The sequence below is a fragment of the Streptomyces sp. NPDC107517 genome (genome assembly GCF_055582645.1).
The window spans coordinates 1-20,254 of record NZ_JBVJPM010000060.1; the positions used below are offsets into that span (position 1 = coordinate 1).

Below are 20,254 nucleotides of genomic sequence, written 5' to 3' on the forward strand. Positions count from 1 at the left end.
TGGCGACTTCATCGGCGAACGCCCGGTCAACGCCGCCATCCACCCTGCTGGCCTGCCCATCAACACCTCCGAGGACGAGGTGTTGCAACGACCGGCTGAATCCGCCTTGACAGCCGTGATCCGCGTGGTGAATGAGCTTGCCGGGCTCGACCTCACGGGACGCGAGTGCGTACTCGAGCGTGGTCAGCACCAGGTCGGCGTCCGCGCGGGCCGACGTCTCCCACGCGACGACACGACGGGAGAACGCGTCGCGGATCGCGGACAGCCACAAGGGCCCCTCACTGGTGGAGATCATCGTGAGGTCGGTGACCCACAACCGGTTCGGCGCGGACGCTGTGAAGTCCCGGTTGACCAGGTCCGGGGCCAGGGTGGCCTTCGGGTCGCGGCGCGTGAAGCCCTTCCGCCGCGGGCTCACACCCGCCAGTCCGTCCTCACGCATCAATCGCTCGACCCGCTTGCGGCCGACGTGGACATCCTTGCGTTTGAGGGCGGCGTGCACGCGCGGGGATCCGTAGATGCCGCCCGAGGCGGCGTGGATCTCGCGGATCTGCTCGGTCAACTCGACGTCGCGGCGGTGCCGTTCACATGGCTCCTTCTCCGCGCGGCGCCAGCGGTAGTACGTCGAGGAGGGGATGTGCAGTTCCCGGAGCACGCACTCGACCCCCAGGCGGGGATGCTCGTCAACGAGCGCCGTCACCTGGGCCGGGTCGGGTCGAGTTGCGCCGCGAAAAAAGCTGAGGCCGTCCGCAGGACGTCGTTGGCCCGCTTGAGCTGGGTGTTCTCCTTGCGTAGGGCCGCAAGCTCGGCCCGCTCGTCGGTGGTGAGCCGGTCGTCGCGCTCGCCGGCGTCGGCCTCGGCCTGGCGGATCCAGCCGCGCAGGGCCTCGGGATGCACGCCGAGGTCGACGGCCAGCTTCTTGATCTGCGGCTTCGGATCCGTGGTGCGGTACATCCGCACCGCGCGCTCACGCAACTCCAGCGAGTACTTCCTGGGGGCAGCCATGGTCGATGTTCCTCTCATGAGTCCCATCTGACCCGCTGTCAGCATCCTCCGCATCTCGGGGGAACCTCAGGGATCGTTCGGCCCTGACACATGGCTGGGCGTGGCGTGAGCACCGACGAGGAAGAGATCCTCCTCCATCTCGACGACGTGCCACCGTGCACACGCTGCGACGGAGAAGCGCTGCTCAGGGCCCGCTTCACCTACTCGTGGCAGAACACCCACAGAGAGCTCATCTCCAGCATCCGCGTAGCGGAACTGTGCCCCTCCTGCGACCAGGGACAGCCTGCCGCAGACGAGTTGCTCACGCTCCTCACGCACAACGAGCAACTCGACACAGACAAGCTGACCGAGTTCGGGGGCCTCACGGCCGCATGGGTCGAATCAGTACGACACCGCACCGTCGACATGCACCTCCTCGACGAAGACCACGAGCGCTGGAACCGCGGCGACCTGTGAACCCACCAGCGGCACGCACCACAGAAATGAGCGCAGTCGGCTCGGCATCATCGGCATCTCTGCTCACCGCAAAGCCGCATCTACACGAACTCCTCGGCATGGCTACCGACAACACGGCCATGAACGTCACCCGCAGCCGCCTCGGACGCCTCATGCGTCATGGCTTCCTCGCTCAACCCGGGCGCGGCCACTACCAGAAACAGACTTAACGCCGCTCTTCGCGGGCTGGAATCGGCACAACCGACGGCCTCCACTCTCGCCTGATCAATCCGAACACCCACGAGTCGGAAACCTCGCCGTTCACGACGCAGTCCTCCCGCAACGTCCCTTCACGCACGAATCCGATCTTCTCGAGGACCCGGGCGGATGCCACGTTGCGCGTATCGGTCTCGGCCTGCACGCGATTCAGGTCCAGTGTGTCGAATGCCCACCGCAGCAAGGCGTGCGCGGCCTCCGTCGCGTAGCCCTGGCCCCACATCACATCGTCGAGGCAGTAGCCCAACGACGCGCTGCGGTAGTCCGGATTCCATCCGGTCAGAACGCACCAGCCGACGAAGGCCCCGTCAGAGGCACGGTCGATGGCCAGCCGCGCCCCGGTGCCTTCGTCCGCCATCTTCCGGCACATCGTGATGAACCGCTCGGCGCGGGCCCGTTCGGTCCACGGCGGAGAGTCCCAATAGCGCATCACGCACGCGCTGCTGTGCAGCGCGAAGAGGGGGTCCGTGTCGGCGTCGGTGAAGGGGCGCAGTCGCAGGCGAGCGGTGTGCAGTACGGGGGTGGCCAAAGTCATGCGCGCCATCTTGTGTCCTCATGGGGCAGGCAGAACACCGAATATCCGATCCCGGTCAGGCCCTCACGATCAAGGCACCGCCTACCAGCGGATCGTGCCGCCTTCGACCAGCACGCCGACCAGGCATTCAGGGTCTGCGAACGGCACGACTACTCGGCCTGCCCGCCGAAGGCCCGGACACGAACGTCACCCGCAGCCGCCTCGAGCGCCGAGGCTTCCTCACCCACCCGGACCAGGCCACTGCTAGAAACGGACCTAACGCCCTCTCAGTGCAGTTCCCAGGTGTCGATGGTCTGAAGGACGGGCGGGCCGCAATGCGGGGCTCGGTTCGGTCCCCGGGCGGCCGCCCCTCGGTCGCACGGCCGGCGAGCCCGGCAATGAGTGATGCGACGGGCACCCTCCCGACCGAGTGACCTTGCGTCTCGGACCCTCCGCAATCGCTCCGGAAGCGGCTCAAGGCACATGGATAGCATAGGAGTTACGCAGGAACGTCACACCTGGTCTTGAGGAGACCCTGTGATCAAGATCAGCATCTTCCTGACCCGGCGCGCGGACCTCACCCACGAGGAGTTCCTGGAGTACTGGACGCACAAGCACCTGCCGCTGATCGCGAGCGTGACAGACGGAGCGGTGCCGGTCCGGCGCCATGTCCTGCTCCGACCCACCGACGACGAGATCCCCGGCCTGAGCAGCACCTACTACGACGGCGTCGTCGAGGTCTGGTTCGACGACATTGCCGACGCCACCCGCTGGTTCACCTCCGACATCTTCACCACGACCGTCGCCGCCGACGAGGAGAACTTCCTCGACCGCTCCCTGACTCGCTTCCTCTACACCACCGAGAGCCCGATCATCGGTTGAGGATCACCGTCGAGGTCTATCGACTCGCGAGGGAAGCGGCGTCTGCGACAGGGATCTGAGCCCGCACTTCTGGAGATGTCCCGCATCAGCGCGTCCGGAGCGGATCACCGCGACAATCGCCGATAGCGCGAGGATCGCCGAGCAGGCTGGGTTCGCTCAATTGACGGTGACGGATCACTTCTTCCAGATCAAACCGATGGCGCCGGCCGACGATCCGATCCTTGGGGCCTACATCCCCTGCCCTCGGGCAGGCGAGGACGTCAATCACCTGTTTCGCGCTCCGAACGATCCATGGCCGATCGCTCGTCATAGGTAATCGTGACCGGCGCGTTCGCCTCCGCCCGTACGCGGTCCGACGCCGCCGCGATCTCCTCATAGGTCCATTCCCTGTACAGGCGGTTCCCGTGGGCATCGGTGATGTCGATAACCAGGCCGGTCCACTCCTCGGCGGGCTGTTCGGGGACGAGGCCCAGCTCGTACGTAGCGTCCTGGAGGAGGGATTCGGTGACATGTATGCCGGTGAGTCTCTCGGCCAGAGCGAAGACCGCCGCCTTCCGGTCGACGTCCGGTGCGCTCTCCTCGTGCTCTCCCTCGGGGGTCAAAGGGAAGCCGACTTCCCGCATCAGAGGGACCAGTTCATCGGGGGTGTCGCCGTCGCGCGACGAAGCGCCCTCGAACGTCGTACGGAGCTCACCGTCCTCGAACCAGTGGAAGAGGTGGATGGGCTTGCCGCCGTTGGTCGAGTGCGCCACGACGCGGCCGCCCTTCGACAGCGTTTCCACGCACGGCGCCGCGATCCCCAGGCCACCGTCGAAGCCGAGGACGAGTGTCCAGTCGCCGTTCGCGCCCAGAGCGCTGAAGGCACCCGCGACGTAGGACTCGTCCCAGTAGTCGTAGCCCACCTCGGCACGGTGGGCGTCGTCCCCCTCGATCAGCCCGGCCGTTCCCTCCCCGGTGCCGCGCGGTTCCGCCTCCATCGCGCGCAGCACCTCGCGCGGGGTCCGCCCTCGTACGAGTGTCAGGGTGTATCCGCTCTCCATCATGTGGCGGAAGAGCGGCGAGGTGCGGATCCAGGCGTAGTCGTGCGCGGTCACCAAGTTCATACGGCGCAGTGTGCCTGATGCCTCTGACAACGCCCGGTGTGAACCGGTTCTTTAGGGCTGGAGTTGGTCCTTGGGTCGCGCCGCCGAGTCCGTGTCAGCAACGTACGGTGTTACCTGGACAGTTCCCAGGCTGTGGCCATCAGATTTGCGCTGGTGGGTGCGCTACGTTCCGCCCATGCGAGTTGCGCATCAGCGTGTCGGCACCTGAGACGAGATGAGCACTCACAGGGCCTCGCCGACGCGTCTGACCGGGCCGCGGGCGTCTGAGCGCAGACAGCAGTGACCGGCCGGGGGCCTCTCGCGTGCCGGAAAGTCACGGAGGTCGGCCACCGGCCGGTGTCTGTGCTCGGAACTGCCGCGACTACATCGTCGGGTCGATGTCCGACTTGCCCGTGCCGCCTGCGTGCTCGCTCTGCTCCTTGAGCTGGCGGGCCTTGTCCTTCAGACGCTGGCGCTCCTGCGGGTCAGTGGCGCGCTCCGCGGCCTGTTCCAGGTCCTGGGCCTTGGCACGCATCTGCTGGATACGACCGGACTCGCCTGCAGCGCTCATGATCACTCCTTGGGTGACGGGGGGAGCGGGCCACATCAGAAAAACAGGCCCCACCACCCCCTGCATCTCGAGCGGTCACCCACTGCTATCTACGCAGCTGGACAAGCCCTCACGGAACCGTTCCCTCGCGAGGCCGTGCACGACCTCGTGCGGCGTCGATGGCCCCATGGGGTGGTGCGGGTTGTGCGATGCCGTGTCCATAGCGGTGGCCGCGGTGATCCAATGCTGGTGATGTGTCGATGACTTACGAAGCGGAGCCTCGCGTTGGACGACGGATCTCCTCAGCAGCTGCGATTCGAGGTGCTCGGCCCGATACGTGCCTGGCGAGGGGGAACGCCCCTGGCCGAACGCCGACCCCGGCACCGGGATCACCCCGCGGATGCGGGGAGCACCACCCGCAGTTGCTGATGGACTCAGCGATGTCGCGGATCACCCCCGCGTCGGCGGGGATGATCCGCAGGTGCTTGCGCATGAGTCGCCCCTTTCTGGGTCCTCCCCGCCGACGCGGGGGTGGGGCTTGACTCGGACGTCGCTGGAGACTTGACGATCGTGCTGCAGGCGACACGCGGATTGCTATTCGGAGGCGCAAGGCATGCGAGGCAAAGGCATCCACTACGACACCGGCACCTTTCCCAACGGCGATACCTCCCGCCCCGTCTTCGACGCCGACGTCGTCGCACGGGACATGCGGGTCATCGCCGACGATCTGCACTGCACCGCGATCCGCATCACGGGCGGCGACCCGGACCGGATCGAGACCACCGCGCGGCATGCGGCAGCCGCCGGTCTGGAGGTCTGGTTCTCGCCGTTCCCCTGCGAGATGACCGACGAACAGATGCTGCCGTACTTCGCCGATTGCGCGGAGCGAGCCGAACGCCTGCGCCAGGATGGCGCCGAAGTCGTCCTTGTCACCGGCTGTGAACTGAGCCTGTTCGCCCGCGGGTACCTGCCCGGCGACACCTTCAACGACCGGATCCCGGTCCTGGCCGGACCCGATCGCGAAGCCGCACTCCGGCCCATCCCCGACAAAGTCAACGCCTTCCTCGCCGACGTCGTCCGCACCGTCCGCCCCCTCTTCGCCGGCCCGGTCAGCTACGCCTCGTGCCCCCTGGACGGCGTGGACTGGAGCCCGTTCGACATCGTCGGCCTGGACGCCTTCCGAAGCCTCCGCAACGCCGCCACATACCGCGACGACCTGCGCAGAGAGCTCATCCGCGGCAAACCGGTCGCCATCATGGAAGTCGGCTGCTGCACCTTCCACGGGGCGGGCGACTACGGCGGTTCGGGCTGGTACGTGGCCATGGAGCCGGACGGTGTCACCCCCAAGCCGGACCTGCTGCGCGACGAGAGCGAGCAGGTCCGCTATCTCGACGAGCTCATGCCCCTCTTCGAGGACGAAGGCGTCGACTCCGCCTTCTGGTTCAGCTTTGCCGGCTATGGAACGCCCCACCGTCTGTCCGGACCGGACCCCGACCTCGCCTCCTACGGCATCGTCAAGATTCTCGACGAGCACAGCGGCTACCCAGCGGACGCGCGCGCTTACCCGGACATGCCCTGGGAACCCAAGGAAGCGTTCCACGCCCTGGCCAGCCGCTACCAGGCCCTCAAGCAGCCGTGAAGATCACGATCTGCGGCGCGGACGGCCAGGAACGCCTCGGAGTTGGCGGTCATGGCTGCGGATCCTAGGATCGGCAGCCATGACCGTTCTGATCACGGTATGGGGAGCATCTCCCGGAGTGGGTAAGTCGACTCTGTGTGCCGGGCTGTCCCAATGGCTGGCAGACTCGGGACTGCGGGCGGACCACTTCCGCGAAGAAGAGATCTTGACCCGGCCGCAGTTCGCAGCGGTGGCCGAGGAGTTCAAGGCGACCGGCACGGTCGCGCTGGGGACACTGATCGCGGCGACCGCGCAGTTCGTCGATGCGGTCGTGGCGAGCGGCGATGAAGTGGTGATCGCGGACGCCTTGATGCCGTTCGTGCCCACGCTGCTGGCCATGGGGCACGGCGAAGAGACCATCGACGCCTTCATGACCGACCTCACCGCGGTTCTCGCACGGGTCCGCCTGGTCATGGTCTTTCTCGATGGCAATGCCGAGTCCGCACTGTCCCGAGCCGCGACGAGGGAAGGCGGGCAGTGGCTGGACTGGTACGTCGGGAAACTCGCCGGCTATCAGGTAAGTCCTCCAGTGGCCGACGTGGCTTCGGCTGTGCAGTACCTGCTGCGTGAGCGTGCAGTGACACTTGGCGCAGCCCACCGGAAGGACTGGGATCTCATCGTGATCGAACGAGCTGATGAGTTGTCTCCGGACGAAGTGCTGCGGGTCGCGCAACGGAGTCTGAGGCCGTGGCTCAAGACCGCCACACACGAATAGAACGGCCAGGCAATGTGACTCGGCCGACCGACGCCATGACCCTGACGATCTACGGCTGGAGTACTACTAGAAGGTGGCCTCCTGCTCGTCGAGTTCCGCCAGCACCCTGCGCTCGACGGCCTCGACCTCGTACCGCGCGTCGGGGTCACCGCCGCGGGCGCGGACCGCGCCGCGGACCAGGGCGAGGTAGAAGAGCGCGGGAGCGCAGGGGGTCCACGACTCCGCGGGCTCGTCGCGGATGAATCTCAGGACCGGCTCCGGGGAAGCGGCGACGAAGGTGTGTCCCTCGTGCTCCCACTTGTCGGCCACACCCCGGCTCCAGCGCACCCGCAGGTCGGCTTCGGACAGGTCGGGAAGGACCGCGCGGAAGAAGCCGGCCCACTGGTTGTTGCGCACATCGAAGCCGAATCCGAGGAGTTCGAGGTCGACCTCGTCCGAGTCCAGTACGGCCAGTTCCTCGCGCAGCGCCCGTCGGGCGGCGGCGTGCAGGCTGACCCGCCCGTCGGGAGAGAGATCGTGGTTGCTGGCGAGTCCCTCGTTGGCGGAGGAGTTCCACTTGGACGCGTTGGGTCCGGCGACCCGCGCGCTGCGGCGGGAGAACAGCATCTTGCCGTCTTTGCCGGTCTCGACGGCGACGTTGACGCCGAAGCTGCAGTACATGAACGGCGGCACCTCCAGGAGGTCCTTGCCGTCCATGTACTGCTGACGCAGAGTCAGGCCGTTTTTCTGCCTGCGGTCCAGGTTGATGGACGTGGCTAGGAAGTCGTAGTAGTCGGCGTCGCACAGGGTGAGGGTGGCGACCGGGATCTCGGACGTGTGGGTGCGGGAGACGACGAGGCGTCGCACAGCGAAGCGCGGGTTGTTCCAGCGGTAGGGCTCGCCGGCCGCCTCCTTGCGGACCTCCTCAGCCTCGATCTCGCGCCGCCACTCGGCCACCTCGTCGGGCAGTTCCACTCGCTCGGGCACGTACTTCACCCGCATGTTCTCCTCGTCGATCGGACTGGTTCCGTCTCCTTCGAAGACATGACAGTCGGTCTGGCGTCCGACCACGGTGAACCTGTCCATGAGGGTCATCAACCCGCCCTTCCCGAGGCCCTGTTGGGCAATTCCGTGACATGCATCATGCGGATCGATGAGTATAGGCGCGGGAGGAACTACGGGGTTGTCTGCCGATGTCGAGATCAGACGGGAAGCGCTCCGGTCGACCAGTCTGGTCGGCTCGGTCGCCATCGCCGAGTACGGCGAGCGACCCGGACCGCGCGACCGCCGGCACGTCCTGCGGGCCCGCAGCCGCTTCGTGGAGCTGTGCGACCGGCTCGGTTTCGGCCGTGCCGAAAACCTGGAGGGCGACGGCACTCTGGAGCGCGTGGACGAGGGCCTCAGACGGTTCGTCGCCGCCGACGCGGCCCGGAAGATCCTCTACTGGACCGGCCACGGCCACACCACCGAGGACGACGCATACGTCCTCGCCTGCCGCGGCAGCTACGAACCGGGCCGGCCGCACCCCATTGCCACCCGGGCGATGCCCTTCACCCGCCTCCTGGAGCGCCTGGCCCAGGTGCGCGGCTCCGAGCTGCTTGTGATCATCGACGCCTGCGAATCGCAACAGACCCTCGACGGGACGCGCTGGCTGCACGAGGCCCTGCGGCGCCACCAGGACGCCGGGCCCTCCCGCGACGGGTTCGTGGTCCTCGCCACCGCGGGCGCCGACCGCCAGGTGGAGGAGAGTCTGTGGGTGGACTGGGTCCAGGACACTCTCGCTGACCAGAATCTCGAACTGGACGGCACGGTCCGCCCGTTCGAGCCGACGGCCCCGTTCCTCCTGGTGCCGGACCTGCTGGAGGCCATCGACCGTCGCGCCGTCGACGCCGGCTACGAGGACGCCACGCTGCGGCCCGCATACGTCGAGGTCCACTCCCTGAGCCGCAGGTTCCTGCACAACCCCCACTACGACTCCTCCGACGCCGTCTACCGCTCCGCGGAACTCCCGCCCGACCGGGAACCCTGGCTCGCGCCCGAGCAGTTCGGGCCGGTCAACGACGGTCTGCTGCCGAGCCACTTCTCGGGCCGGGTACGTCCGCTCAGCCGACTGGTGACCTGGACCGCCTCCCAGAGCCGGGGCATGCTGGTGGTCACCGGTCCCGCCGGGACCGGCAAGACGGCGCTCCTCGCGCGGCTGGCCCTGCTGTCGGTGCGCCGTCGCGTACGGACCCTGGACCCGGCGCCGCCCCCGCAGACCGTGCCGCGGCCCGGCTCGATTCACGCGGCGGTGTCCTGCCACGGGATGTCCCTGCACTCCCTGGCCCACTCCCTGCTCCGGGCTCTTGCGCCGCTGGGCGCCGAGATGCCGCACGACGCGGGGATCACAGCGCGGGAGGTGGTGGAGCGGATCGGCGCGCTGATGCCGCGCATCGGCGGCGTCACGCTGCTCGTGGACGGCCTGGACGAGGCCATGCCCGGACAGGCCCACGAGATCGCCCGCAGGCTGCTCAACCCTCTCTCCCGGCGCCCCGGCGTGACGCTGGTCGTCGGGACCCGCGCCCATCCCCGCCGGACGGTCGACGGCGGGGCACGCGAGTCGCTGATCGACGCGCTGGACCGCACCTCTCCCGTCCTGGACCTGGACCTGGACCGGGACACTGAGCGCGACATCGCCGCGCTGGTGGCCACCCTCCTGGCCGACACCCCCGGATCCCCCTACGCGGGGCCGCAGAACGCGGCACCGCGGCGAGAGGCCGCCGCCCTGGTGGCGCGGCGCAGCGGGCGCAGGTTCCTCGTCGCCCGCCTGGCGGCCCGCGCACTCGCCCGGCAGTCCACTGTGCTCTCCGCCTCCGCGCTCGACGTCTTCGTCCAGCGCGGGGGCGGTGAACTGCGCGCGCGCATGACCGACGAGCTGAACGTGCTCGACCCCGCGGACCGCGACCGGTTCGCCGAGCTGCTGCTGCCGCTTGCCGTGGTCCAGGGCCCCGGCCTTGCCGATCACGACCTCTGGCTCGGCCTGGCCAACGAGCTGCGCCGCAGGCGCACCCCCGAGATCGCGCGCGGGATGCTCGACGCCATGCTCCACCGGCTCAAGGACGTCCTGATCACCACGGAACGCCGGCCGGGCCTGCCTCCGCTGTACCGTCTCGACCACGCCAGTTACGGCACGGCCCTGCTGGAGCGGGCCCGGCTGACCGAGGGGGCCGCGCACCGCCGGGTCTTCGACGCCCTGCACCGCCCCGCAGGGGACTGGGAACGGGCGCACGAGTACACCCTGGCCTACCTGGGCGCGCACGCCGCCCAGGTACCGGTGGGACCTGACGATCCACCGGACGAGCAGCACCCTCTCAAGCAGCTGTTCTTGGACCCGGAGTTCCTGGTCCACACGGAGCCGGACGTGATGATGCCGCTGACCGGGCAGTCGGCCGGCACCTGCGAGGGAGCCGACCTCTACCGGCGGGTCGGCGGCAAGTTCCGGGACCAGCTGTCGCCGGTGCTGCGCAGAGCGATGCTCGCCGCGGAGGCGTTCGTCGGCCACCCCGACATCCACGAGGAGCTCGACCGGCTGCCGGGGTTCGCGGAGCGGGGGTGGCGGGAGGTGTGGACGGACTCGGCCCCACGGCCGACCGAGCTGACGCTGTCCGCGCCGCTCGGCGGTGCCCTTGCCCTGGACTGGAGCCGGGAGGGCGGCGGACTGATCTCCCTCGGCGGGCGCGGCGAGATCGTCGGGCGGCGGGCCGAGACCGGCGCCTACGTCCACACCCGGCGGGCCCCGCAAGGCCAGGTGCGGGACGCCGCGTTCACCGCGGTCCGCGGCGCGAGCCTGCGGGGCCGGCGCATCACCGCCTCGCACGACGGCCGGTCCCTGCACCTGTGGTGGGGCGACGAGCGGCTCCCGCGCAGGACCTACGGCTGGGACGGCAACATCGGCGCCCTGGACGCCGCCCCCTGCGGCGACGGCGTCCAGATCGTGGCAGCGGACGGACGCCGGGTGTGGGCGTGGCGCTGGGCCGTGACGTCGGGGGGCGCGTCCGACGACCGGGACGTGCGCCACGACGTCCTGCCGGTGCCGGCCGACCGGGTGGCCCTGCTGGCGTTGCGGGACCGCTGCTTCCTGCTCACTGCCGCCGGTTCGCTGACCCTGCACGAACTGCACGGCAAGCTCTACGGCGACCGGCCCCTGGTGCGCGGCGGCCGGGAGTTCCACAGCACGCCCGGTGTGCGCTACTGCGCCGCCGCGGCCCTCGCCGACGACGCCGATCACGGATTCGTGGCGGTGGCCGAGGCGGGCCCCGACCAGGACGCCGTCACGGTGTGGCGCGTGTCCGCGCCGGGGCACGGGGACCCGGACATCGTCCGCGTGGCGCGGTTCGACTCCCCGGCGCAGCACATCGCCCTCGGGAAGCTGGGTGCCACGCCGCTGCTCGCACTGCACGAGGGCGGGCAGGTCCGGGTGCGCAGCCTCACCGACGACACGGTCGACGCGGTGCTGAGACTGGCCGCGCCGCGCAGCGGCCTGGCGTTCGACCCCGACGGCACCGGGCGGCTGGCCTTCGGCGACGGCGACGAGGTCCGGGTGGTCGACACCGCGGCGCTGACCGGCGCCGGTTCGGCCCCGCGACCGGTGCGCGGCGAGTCCTGGCCCCGGATCGCCGTCGCGACCGCGTCCTCGGGGTCGGTACTGCTGGCGCGGGCTGCCGGCGAGCGGGTGCTGCTCGGTGTGCACACCCCGTTGCGCGGTCAGGCAGGTCCGGGCGTCGTGTTCTCCACGGCGAAACGGGTCACGGCGGTGGCCGCGTTGTGGCACGACGGCGCGTGGCTCGTAGCCGCTGCGGCCGGGCGCCGCGTCCGGGTGTGGCGGCTGGGCGAGGACCTCACACAGTGGACTGAGGACGACCCGGTCGAACTGAGCGGCGACGTCAACGAGGTGGTCCCCGGGCTCGCGCTCGTACCGGCACCCGAGGGCGGGTGCCTGCTGTTCGTCCCCGACGGGCGGCGGGTGGTCCCGTACGGCCGACAGGGCAAGGCGTGGACTGCACAGCCGGCCATCGAGGCCGCGCAGGTGAGGGTGTGCGACCTGGCCGCGCACACGGCGGACGGACAGACGTGGGTCGTGGCGGACTGCGGTGACGCCCTGACGCTGTGGCAGAGCACCGAGAGCCGCTTCCGTCTCGTGGAACAGCGGGCCGCCGCCCCCGACCGGCGGGTCGGCGTTGTCCTGACCACCCGTCTCGACCACGGCGCGCGGGTCCCCCTGGTGGCCTGGACCGAGGCGGGCGCCATACGGCTGGCCGAGTACGACGACGACTGGTCGGCCGGCCGGTTCTCCGCCCCGCACGGCCCGCCCACCGCCCTGGCCTTCGCGGGGACGGCCCGGCAGCCGCTGCTGCTGGCCTTCGGCGGGGCAGGAACCGTCACCGTGCGGGACGTGGCCGGGCAGGCCCGGCTCGACGAGCTGGCGATCCCGTACCGCGGCACGCAGGTGCAGGCGGCGAACGGCGTGTACAGCCCGCGCCACGGACTGACGCTGTTCGTCCAGGGCCACGACCGCTGCGACCAGGTGAGGATTCCCCAGGACCGGTTGGCGGCCGCGCTGCGGCGCGGGTGAACCCGGGGACGGCAGGCGGGCAGGGACCGCCGGAGCGGAAGAGAGCGGAGAACCACCACGTGAACCACGACCTGGTCGTATTCGTGCCGGGCATCCTCGGCACGCGCCTGACGCGCGACGGCAAGGACGTCTGGCACCAGTCGAAGCAGGCGCTGCTCGGCCTCCGGAAACCCGGGCGGGCGGTGGACGGTCTGATGCTGCCGCCCGGCATCGGCGACGAAGCGCCCGAAGGCCCCTGGGCTCTGGGCGCGGACCGACTACTGAAGAGCCCCGAGGCGCTGCCTGGCCTCGTGTCCAGCATGGGATACCCCGACGTCCGGGCCGCCCTCGGCTGGAGCGACGCCGACAGGAAGGGGCAAGGGCCGCATCCGAAGCAGTACTTGGTGTTCCCCTACGACTGGCGCCTGTCGAACCGGCTGACCGCGCGACGGCTGCGGGACCGGGTCGACACGGCCCTGGCCGAATGGCGGGAACTCGCTCCCGGGGTGTACCCGGAGGCCCACGACGACCCACCGAAGCTGATCCTCATGTGCCATTCCATGGGCGGCCTGGTCGCCCGCTACTACCTGGAGTGCCTCGGCGGACGCGAGCACACCCGCGCCCTGGTGACCCTGGGCACGCCGTTCCGGGGTGCCGCCAAGGCGATCCGGGTGCTCACCGGTCACGCCCTGGAGCCGCAACACACGGTCACCCGGGCGTTCGAGCGCGTCCTGTCGGTCAACGAGAGACTGGCCCACCTCGCGCGGTCCTTTCCGTCCGTCGCGCAACTGCTGCCCCGGTACGAGGCTGTGCTCGGCGAGGACGACGACAAGCGGCGCCTCCTGACCCGGGCACCCGTGCCGGACCTGCCCACCGAACTGGTGGCGGAGGCATTCGCGTTCCACCGGGACATCGACGAGGCATGGGAACGCCATCAGAGCGGACTCACGGCACCGCCGTACCGGGTGCACTGCTTCGCCGGGAAGGCACACCCCACCGTGCACGGTGTCGTGGTCGGCGCCGACGGGACGCTGGAGTTCGTGACGCGGCTGGACAACGACGGGGAATGGAGCGGAGACGGCACGGTACCCGGCGGATCGGCCATGGCCGCCTGGGCGCTGGAGCGGGAAGACGACGCGCTGTGGAGCGGCGAACGCCACGCAGGCATGGCGGGTGCCGAGTCCCTGCGGCATCAGCTCGGCGCGATCCGGCGCAGCAGGCCCGCCCGCCAGATGCTCGACGGGGACACTGCCTTCGGCATCGAAGTGCCCGAACTCGCCTTGGCCAGCACGCCGTTCACCGTCCGGGCGACGGGGCCGACGGTCACCGAACGGACGCTCCGCGCCCGCCTGTCCCCTCTCACCACGCCGCTCACGGACGCCAAGCCGGTGATGTTGCAGCCGGACGGCACGGGCGGTGCGACCGCGGAACTGACAGCCTCGCAGGGAACCTTCGTCCTGCAGGTCGAGGCGGACCGCCCGTACATGGCATGCCACGAAGTCGTCACCGTCGGCGAACTGTGAACCACCGACCAAGCTCGAAGGTGCCCGACACATAGCTGCTGTCGAAGGACATCTCACAAGGGTGTGGTCGTCGACTCCGCCCGGCATCGCGTACTTGCCGGTGGCGTCGATGACCGCCTCACCGGTGAAGGCCCCGGCGGCCGGGTGCCGGTGACCGGGGCGAGGCTGTTGTTGAACTCGGCGTCCATGGGGGTGTCCGCGCACCTCTTCGTAGTGCTCTGGGCTGGCGGATTCTTAGCCAGCGCCGGCCATGGTTGGGGGTGTCGATGACGCGGGTCGAGCGGGCCGGGGTGCCGCATGCCGTGCAGGGAACGGGTCGGCCGCATCGACCTCAGGCTGCCGTGGTGAGGTGCAAGGCCAGGATGGTCTTGACGAAGGGTGGCGGGCCGCCTGGACGACGAAGTCGGGTGTACGGCTAGCCGCCATGAAATGCATGGGGTCGCAGCGTGAGGCGCCGTACTGAGGAGCTCCGGCACTCCTGACGGGCCGTGCGATCAGCAGGTCGTCGGCGCCGGTCCATGGACTCCGGCAGCCCGGTAGTTGCGGCGCGCCGGGGCCGATCCCGTCGGCGCAGTGACTCCGCCCCGGCCCCGTGCTGCGGCGGTGGCGGCATCGCGTCACGTCGTCAATTCGCCAAGGAGCAACCGCCTTTGGCGCCCGGCATGCGTGGGACGATCCGGCGATCCTGCTCTGTGTTCGTCTCTCCGGTCAGGAGTTCCTTCGTGCATCTGAGATCCCTCGCGGCCGCGATGACTGTGGTGGCTACGGTCATACCCGCCGCCTCGGCGCAGGCCACGCCCGTGGCAGGCGCCTCGTCGAAGCAGGCCGAGGCAACCACGGTGACCGTGCCCCTGCCCACCGGCGACTCGGTCACCGTCGAACGGTCCGGGCGTGCCATCCGTTCCGCCACCGTCCACCCCGGGCCCGGCCGCGCGGACATGACGTTCACGACGAGCGCGGTGGGTGCCGACGACCTCAGCGTCGTCCCCGCCGACGCCCAGGCGCTGCTCGCTGCGGGCCGGGTCGACTCACGCCTGTTCGACGTCGAGGCGCTGCTGGACGCCGGGTACGGCACCAGCGGCTCCGCCACCGACCGCACCGTCGGGCTGATCGTGCAGCACGGCAAGGGCGCTGACGCCGCGAAGAAGGCGCGGACCGCCGCGGGTACGGACTCCGGGGCGGGGCATTCGATCACGCGGCTCGGCATGACCCCGCTCGGCCCGGGCGACCGGAGGGAGGCCGCCGCGACCTGGAAGCGGCTCACCCATGCGTCGGACCGTTCGCTGGTGGGTGGCGCCACCAAGCTGTGGCTCGACGGCCGGATGAAGGTCGCCCTGGACAAGAGTGTCCCGCAGATCAACGCACCCCAGGCGTGGAAGGACGGGTACACCGGCAAGGGCGTCACCGTCGCCGTCCTGGACTCCGGCGCGGACTTCAGCCATCCGACCCTGGCCGGCCGCATCGCCAGCTCCGAGGACTTCACCGGCACCGGCAGCGCCCAGGACGACAACGGCCACGGCACCCACGTCGCCTCCACCGTCGCGGGCACCGACAGCACGTACAAGGGCGTCGCCCCCGACGCGAACCTCGCTGTCGGCAAGGTCTGCGACAGCACCGGCAACTGCCCCACCTCCGCCGTCCTGGCCGGGATCGACTGGGCCGCCAACACCGTTCACGCCAAAGTCGTCAACATGAGCCTCGGCGGTCCCGCGGACGAGGAGGACCCGGCGATCACCGCGATCAACCAGCTGTCGGCGAGCACCGGCACCCTCTTCGTCGTCGCCGCCGGCAACGAGGGCGAGAACGGCACCGCCACCGTGGACGCGCCCGGCATCGCCGACTCAGCCCTCGCCGTCGGCGCCGTCGACCGCGACAACCAACTGGCCTTCTTCTCCAGCCGAGGCCCGCGCCCCAGTGACAACGCCGTGAAGCCCGACATCACCGCGCCCGGCGTGAGCATCGTCGCGGCCAAGCCGGGCGGCGGCTGGACGTCCAAGAGCGGTACGTCGATGGCCACCCCGCACGTCGCGGGCTCCGCCGCGCTCGTCGCCCAGGCGCACCCCGACTGGACCGGCGAGCAGATCAAGGCCGCGCTGATGGAAAGCGCCGCACCCACCGACGGGCGCTCCCCGTACCAGCAGGGCACCGGCCGGGTGGACGCGGGCCGCGCCGTCGAGCAGCAGATTCTCGCCTCACCCGCGAACCTGACCACCACTGACGGCTGGGCGGACACGGCCGGCAAGGACACCGAGCACACCGTCACCTTCACCAACACCGGCGGCACCGACGAGAGGCTCGACCTCGCCATCGGCAAGCCGCTCTCGCCGACCGCACAGCCCGGCAACCCGGGTCAGTTCGCGGTCGACCGCGACAGTGTGACCGTCCCTGCGCACGGCACCGCGACCGCCACCGTCACCACCCGGGGATCGGTGCTGCCGCACGGCCCATGGGCCGCGGTCCTCACCGCCTCCCACGACGGAACCCCCGTCACCCGCACCATCCTGGGCACCAACAGCGCGGTACCCGACCACAAGGTCACCGTCACCGCCGTGGCGCGCGACGGGTCACCGGCCAAGGGCACGGCCCTGCTCGTCAACCGCTGGACCGGCGACCGCTACCCGGTCAGCCTCACCGGCGGCACGGGCTCGGCGACCGTTCCCGAGGCGCAGTACTGGGTCGGCATGACGATCACCAGCGGCTCCGGCACGGACCGCACCACCACGATGGCCGTCACCTCGATCACGCCCACGAAGGACGACACCGCGGTGCTCGACGCGCGCACCGCCGCCCCGGTCCGGGTCGGCATCGACCACAGCCACCAGGACGACGCCCGGGCTTCTGCCGTACAGGCGGCCGTGGCGCTGCCGGCGGGCGCCGCCTCGTACACCATGAGCGTGGTCGCCACCGGCGCCACCGCGAACCAGTCGCTGTACGCGACACCGATGGACAACGCCGACGCCCGCTACCGGACCTTCGGCGTCTTCGCCGCGCAGAACTCCTCGTCGGCAGCGCCGAGCCCGTACTTCTACCACGTGGCGCACACCTGGACCGGTGGCGTCCCCGCCGACCCGTCCTTCACGGTGAAGCGCAGAGACCTCACGGATGTGCGCGTCACCTTCCACGGCCAGGGCACGGCCGCGGCCGGCACTGCCTCGGCCACCCCGGACGACGACACCCTGCTGCCCCTGAACATCGACCAGCCGGTGAAGTACCCGTCGACGGTCCACGACTACCGCACGCCGGGTGAGTGGATGGACCGTACGACGATCGGCGCCCATCAAGGCATCGCCACCACGGCCCGCACCTTCGGCCCCCGCCCCACCGACACCCTCGACTTCGCGGCCGCGGTGATCGGTCCGTCACTGCCCGCCGCACCCGTCTACCGCGTCGCCGACACCGTCACCTGGGCCGGTGTCCCGTGGTTCGTCGACGGTGACGGCAGCCGCGGCGGCACCGACTGGGGCGCTTCGGGCACCGTCACCCTCACCAAGGACGACAAGACACTCGGCGCGTGGAACGCCGTCGGCTCCGGCAAGTCCGTCGCCGTACCGTCCGGCGCCGGGCACTACACGCTCAGCGCCGACGTCCACCGCGACACCACGTACGCCCAACTCTCCACCCGCGTGCAGTCGGTGTGGGGCTTCGACTCCGCCACCGACAGTGGCGAAGGCACCGTACTGCCCCTGACCGCCGTCCACTTCACCGCGCACGACCTGGACGACTACGGCCGCGCAGCGAAGCGCGCCACGACCCGGGTGGATGTCGGCGTGCAGCGCGCCCCGGGCTCCGCCAAGGCCACCGTCTTCAGCACGAAGGTCCAGGTCAGCTGGGACGACGGCGCCACCTGGCAAACCGCAAAAATGAATCCTGAGAAGGGCTCTTCACCGCAGCACGTCGACCTGAAAGCCCCGGCGGACGCGTCCTACGCGACGCTCCGCGCCACCGTGTCGGCGAGCGACGAAAGCACACTGACCCAGACCGTCACACGGGCGTTCGGCGCGAACGCGGCCGGATAGGGGAGGCAGACGCGGTGGATGAGGTGCGCTCCTCGCCGGAGCGCACCTCGCCGGGAATGAGGACGCACTCCCGTACGTCGTCGCCCGAGCGGCCATGACGGTGGCGACCACCACCGTTCTGGCCGTTGCCGCCGCCCTCCCGGGAGCAGGCAGCCCGGCTGCCGCGAGCGCCGGCGACGGCCCCTGTGCGGGCTGCTCCTTCACGAGAGCGGGGACGGTCACCGCCGTGACACCGGTGACACCGAGGACGCCGAGGACGCCGAGGACACCGACGAACGCACCAGCGCTCACCTGCGTCCGCACGAGGACGGCACCGCCGTACCAGCCACGTCATGGCCTCGGAAGGCCCCTCGTACTGTGCACGACGCACGCCCTGCCGCAGGCATGACTGTGCGGCATGCATGCCTGCAGAGGTACGTCGATGTTTATGGTGCCGCCACCCCTGATACCGGGGGCCGTAGCCTGAGCAGGCTGGAAGGACAACGGATGAGCACCATGAGAGAAGCGGGCCGAGGCGCCGGGCCCGTCGCGGCTGGGGTGGGCAGTGCGCCACGCCCTGTCGGCGCGTGGTTCGAAAGCATGCCTTTCGGGCGCACCCACCTGCTGGCCGCCACCGCCTTGTTCATGGCGTTCGTGATCGAGTCGTGGGAGCAACTGGCGCTGGTGTACGTGTCGGGGGACCTCGGCGACGCCTTCGGCATCAACGAGTCCGCGATCGGCTGGGCTCTGTCCGCGGTCGCGCTCGGCATGATCCCCGGCAGCCTCGTGTGGGGGCCGGTGTCCGACCGGATCGGACGCCGGTCGGTGTGTCTGTGGTCCCTTGCCGCCTACGGCGTCGTTGCCCTGGCCAGCGCCTTCTCGCCGAACTTCACCGTGCTCATGGTGGCCCGGTTCCTGTCCGGGCTCGCACTCGCCGGTATCTACACGGTGACTTTTCCCTACTTCCTGGAGCTGCTGCCATCTCGGATGCGTGGCCGCGCGGCGGTCTATCTGTCCATCGGCTGGCCGATCGGCGTCCTCCTTGCCGTCGGTGTGACGCAGGCCCTGGGCGAGCTCGGCTGGCACGTGGTCGCCATTGCCAGCGCGCTCGCCGGACTGTGGGTGTTCGCCATCCGGGCCTGGGTCCCGGAGTCCCCGTACTGGCTCGCGGAACAGGGGCGACACCAGGAAGCGGGGGCCGTGCTGCGACGGCTCGGAGCGGAGGTGCCCGACGGCACGGTGTTCGCCGTTCCCGCGGCGTCCGAGGCCCGTGCCGGCCGTCCTGTCGACCTGCTCCGGGGGCCGTTGCTGCGCGTCAGCGTCCTCATGCTCGTCGTCAACTTCGCCTTCAACTGGGGCTACTGGGGGCTGCAGACATGGCTGCCGACCCTGCTTCAGGACAAGGGGCTCAGCATGTCCGCGAGCCTCGGCTTCGTCGCGCTGAGCGCCGTGTTCATGATTCCCGGATATGTCTCGGCGTCCTGGCTGACGGGCCGCTACGGCCGCAAGAAGGTGTTCCTGCCGTACGTCGCCCTCGCCGCGGTCGCCGGTGTGGCCTTTGCCTACGCCGACACCCTGACCGCCATGTACGTGGCGAACTTCGCCCTGTCGTTCTTCTGCCTGGGGGCCTGGGGCGTGTGGAACACCTGGAACGGTGAGTTCTACCCGACCGCGTTGCGGGCCACCGGCTACTCGTGGGCGACCGCCGCCCAGCTGGGTGCCACCTCGCTGGCACCGTCCGTGATCGGTTTCCTGCTGGCTCGTGCGACGAGCTACTCGTCCACGATCCTGTTCATCATGGCCTTCCTCGCTCTCGCCCTGATCTGCGCGGCTCCGCTCCCGGAGACCGAGGGCAAGGACTTGGATTGACTTGCTCCTCGGGCTGTAGCCCGAGGATTCTGGCCTTCTCGATCGTTGCTGTGCCGCTACGCGGCACAAGGTTCGGTCGGGAATCCGTGGCTTCCTGTTTCTTCGCGCTGTGCCAGAACGGATTCTGGTCTTACCGGCGCTCTGCAGGCCGATACCGCCAGTCC

14 protein-coding genes are annotated in these 20,254 nt (G+C 70.0%); 8 read left to right on the plus strand and 6 right to left on the minus strand.

What is annotated here, in order from left to right; translation table 11 throughout:
* Both ACZ67T_RS44575 and ACZ67T_RS44580 read right to left on the minus strand, forming a co-directional pair.
* Nucleotides 1-697: IS3 family transposase (locus ACZ67T_RS44575; protein ID WP_469992587.1), on the minus strand; the 697-nt coding region annotated here is incomplete at its 3' end.
* Entirely contained in the window at nucleotides 694-1,002 is a 309-nt protein-coding gene (locus tag ACZ67T_RS44580; RefSeq protein WP_326708198.1) for a transposase, read from the minus strand. The genes ACZ67T_RS44580 and ACZ67T_RS44575, both read right to left, overlap by 4 nt.
* A 105-nt stretch (nucleotides 1,003-1,107) precedes the next feature.
* On the opposite strand from ACZ67T_RS44580, the gene ACZ67T_RS44585 reads away from it, so the two are divergent.
* Nucleotides 1,108-1,458 carry a DUF6300 family protein gene (locus ACZ67T_RS44585; protein WP_469992589.1) on the plus strand — a complete coding sequence of 117 codons (351 nt, stop codon included), beginning with the start codon at nucleotides 1,108-1,110 and terminating at the stop codon, nucleotides 1,456-1,458.
* A 205-nt stretch (nucleotides 1,459-1,663) separates the two neighbouring features.
* Here ACZ67T_RS44585 and ACZ67T_RS44590 read toward each other — a convergent pair whose 3' ends face one another.
* The gene (locus tag ACZ67T_RS44590; protein ID WP_469992591.1) at nucleotides 1,664-2,248 is read right to left on the minus strand and encodes a GNAT family N-acetyltransferase; all 585 of its coding nucleotides are present in this window, start codon (nucleotides 2,246-2,248) and stop codon (nucleotides 1,664-1,666) included.
* Between the two features lie 516 nt (nucleotides 2,249-2,764).
* On the opposite strand from ACZ67T_RS44590, the gene ACZ67T_RS44595 reads away from it, so the two are divergent.
* Nucleotides 2,765-3,109: an EthD domain-containing protein gene (locus ACZ67T_RS44595; protein WP_469992593.1), complete on the plus strand. Its 345-nt coding sequence runs from the start codon at nucleotides 2,765-2,767 to the stop codon at nucleotides 3,107-3,109.
* A 260-nt stretch (nucleotides 3,110-3,369) separates the two neighbouring features.
* On the opposite strand, the gene ACZ67T_RS44600 is transcribed toward ACZ67T_RS44595, so the two are convergent.
* Entirely contained in the window at nucleotides 3,370-4,212 is an 843-nt protein-coding gene (locus ACZ67T_RS44600; RefSeq protein ID WP_469992595.1) for a DUF6461 domain-containing protein, read from the minus strand.
* Nucleotides 4,213-4,573: 361 nt separating this feature from the next.
* The gene (locus ACZ67T_RS44605) at nucleotides 4,574-4,762 is read right to left on the minus strand and encodes a DUF6381 family protein (protein WP_469992597.1); all 189 of its coding nucleotides are present in this window, start codon (nucleotides 4,760-4,762) and stop codon (nucleotides 4,574-4,576) included.
* A 592-nt stretch (nucleotides 4,763-5,354) separates the two neighbouring features.
* Between ACZ67T_RS44605 and ACZ67T_RS44610 the strand changes: the two genes are divergently transcribed.
* Nucleotides 5,355-6,380, plus strand: coding sequence for a hypothetical protein (locus ACZ67T_RS44610; RefSeq protein ID WP_469992599.1), 1,026 nt, complete (start codon nucleotides 5,355-5,357; stop codon nucleotides 6,378-6,380).
* Between the two features lie 79 nt (nucleotides 6,381-6,459).
* Nucleotides 6,460-7,134 (plus strand): hypothetical protein, encoded by a 675-nt coding sequence (locus ACZ67T_RS44615; RefSeq protein ID WP_469992600.1) that lies wholly within the window; start codon nucleotides 6,460-6,462, stop codon nucleotides 7,132-7,134.
* Nucleotides 7,135-7,200: 66 nt separating this feature from the next.
* Here the strand turns inward: ACZ67T_RS44615 and ACZ67T_RS44620 are convergent, their stop codons facing one another.
* Nucleotides 7,201-8,199 (minus strand): translation initiation factor 2, encoded by a 999-nt coding sequence (locus ACZ67T_RS44620; protein ID WP_469992602.1) that lies wholly within the window; start codon nucleotides 8,197-8,199, stop codon nucleotides 7,201-7,203.
* Nucleotides 8,200-8,296: 97 nt separating this feature from the next.
* Here ACZ67T_RS44620 and ACZ67T_RS44625 point away from each other — a divergent pair, with 97 nt between their 5' ends.
* The 4 genes from ACZ67T_RS44625 (at nucleotide 8,297) to ACZ67T_RS44640 (ending at nucleotide 20,090) form a co-directional block, all read left to right on the plus strand.
* Nucleotides 8,297-12,724, plus strand: coding sequence for an AAA family ATPase (locus tag ACZ67T_RS44625; protein ID WP_469992604.1), 4,428 nt, complete (start codon nucleotides 8,297-8,299; stop codon nucleotides 12,722-12,724).
* A 59-nt stretch (nucleotides 12,725-12,783) separates the two neighbouring features.
* A complete protein-coding gene (locus ACZ67T_RS44630; RefSeq protein ID WP_469992606.1) occupies nucleotides 12,784-14,226 on the plus strand; it encodes a lipase family alpha/beta hydrolase in 1,443 nt (480 codons plus the stop codon).
* Nucleotides 14,227-14,948: 722 nt separating this feature from the next.
* Nucleotides 14,949-18,242, plus strand: a complete 3,294-nt coding sequence (locus ACZ67T_RS44635) for a S8 family peptidase (RefSeq protein ID WP_469992607.1) — start codon at nucleotides 14,949-14,951, stop codon at nucleotides 18,240-18,242.
* A gap of 579 nt (nucleotides 18,243-18,821) precedes the next feature.
* Entirely contained in the window at nucleotides 18,822-20,090 is a 1,269-nt protein-coding gene (locus ACZ67T_RS44640) for an MFS transporter (RefSeq protein WP_469992609.1), read from the plus strand.
* The last annotated feature ends 164 nt before the right edge of the window (nucleotides 20,091-20,254 follow it).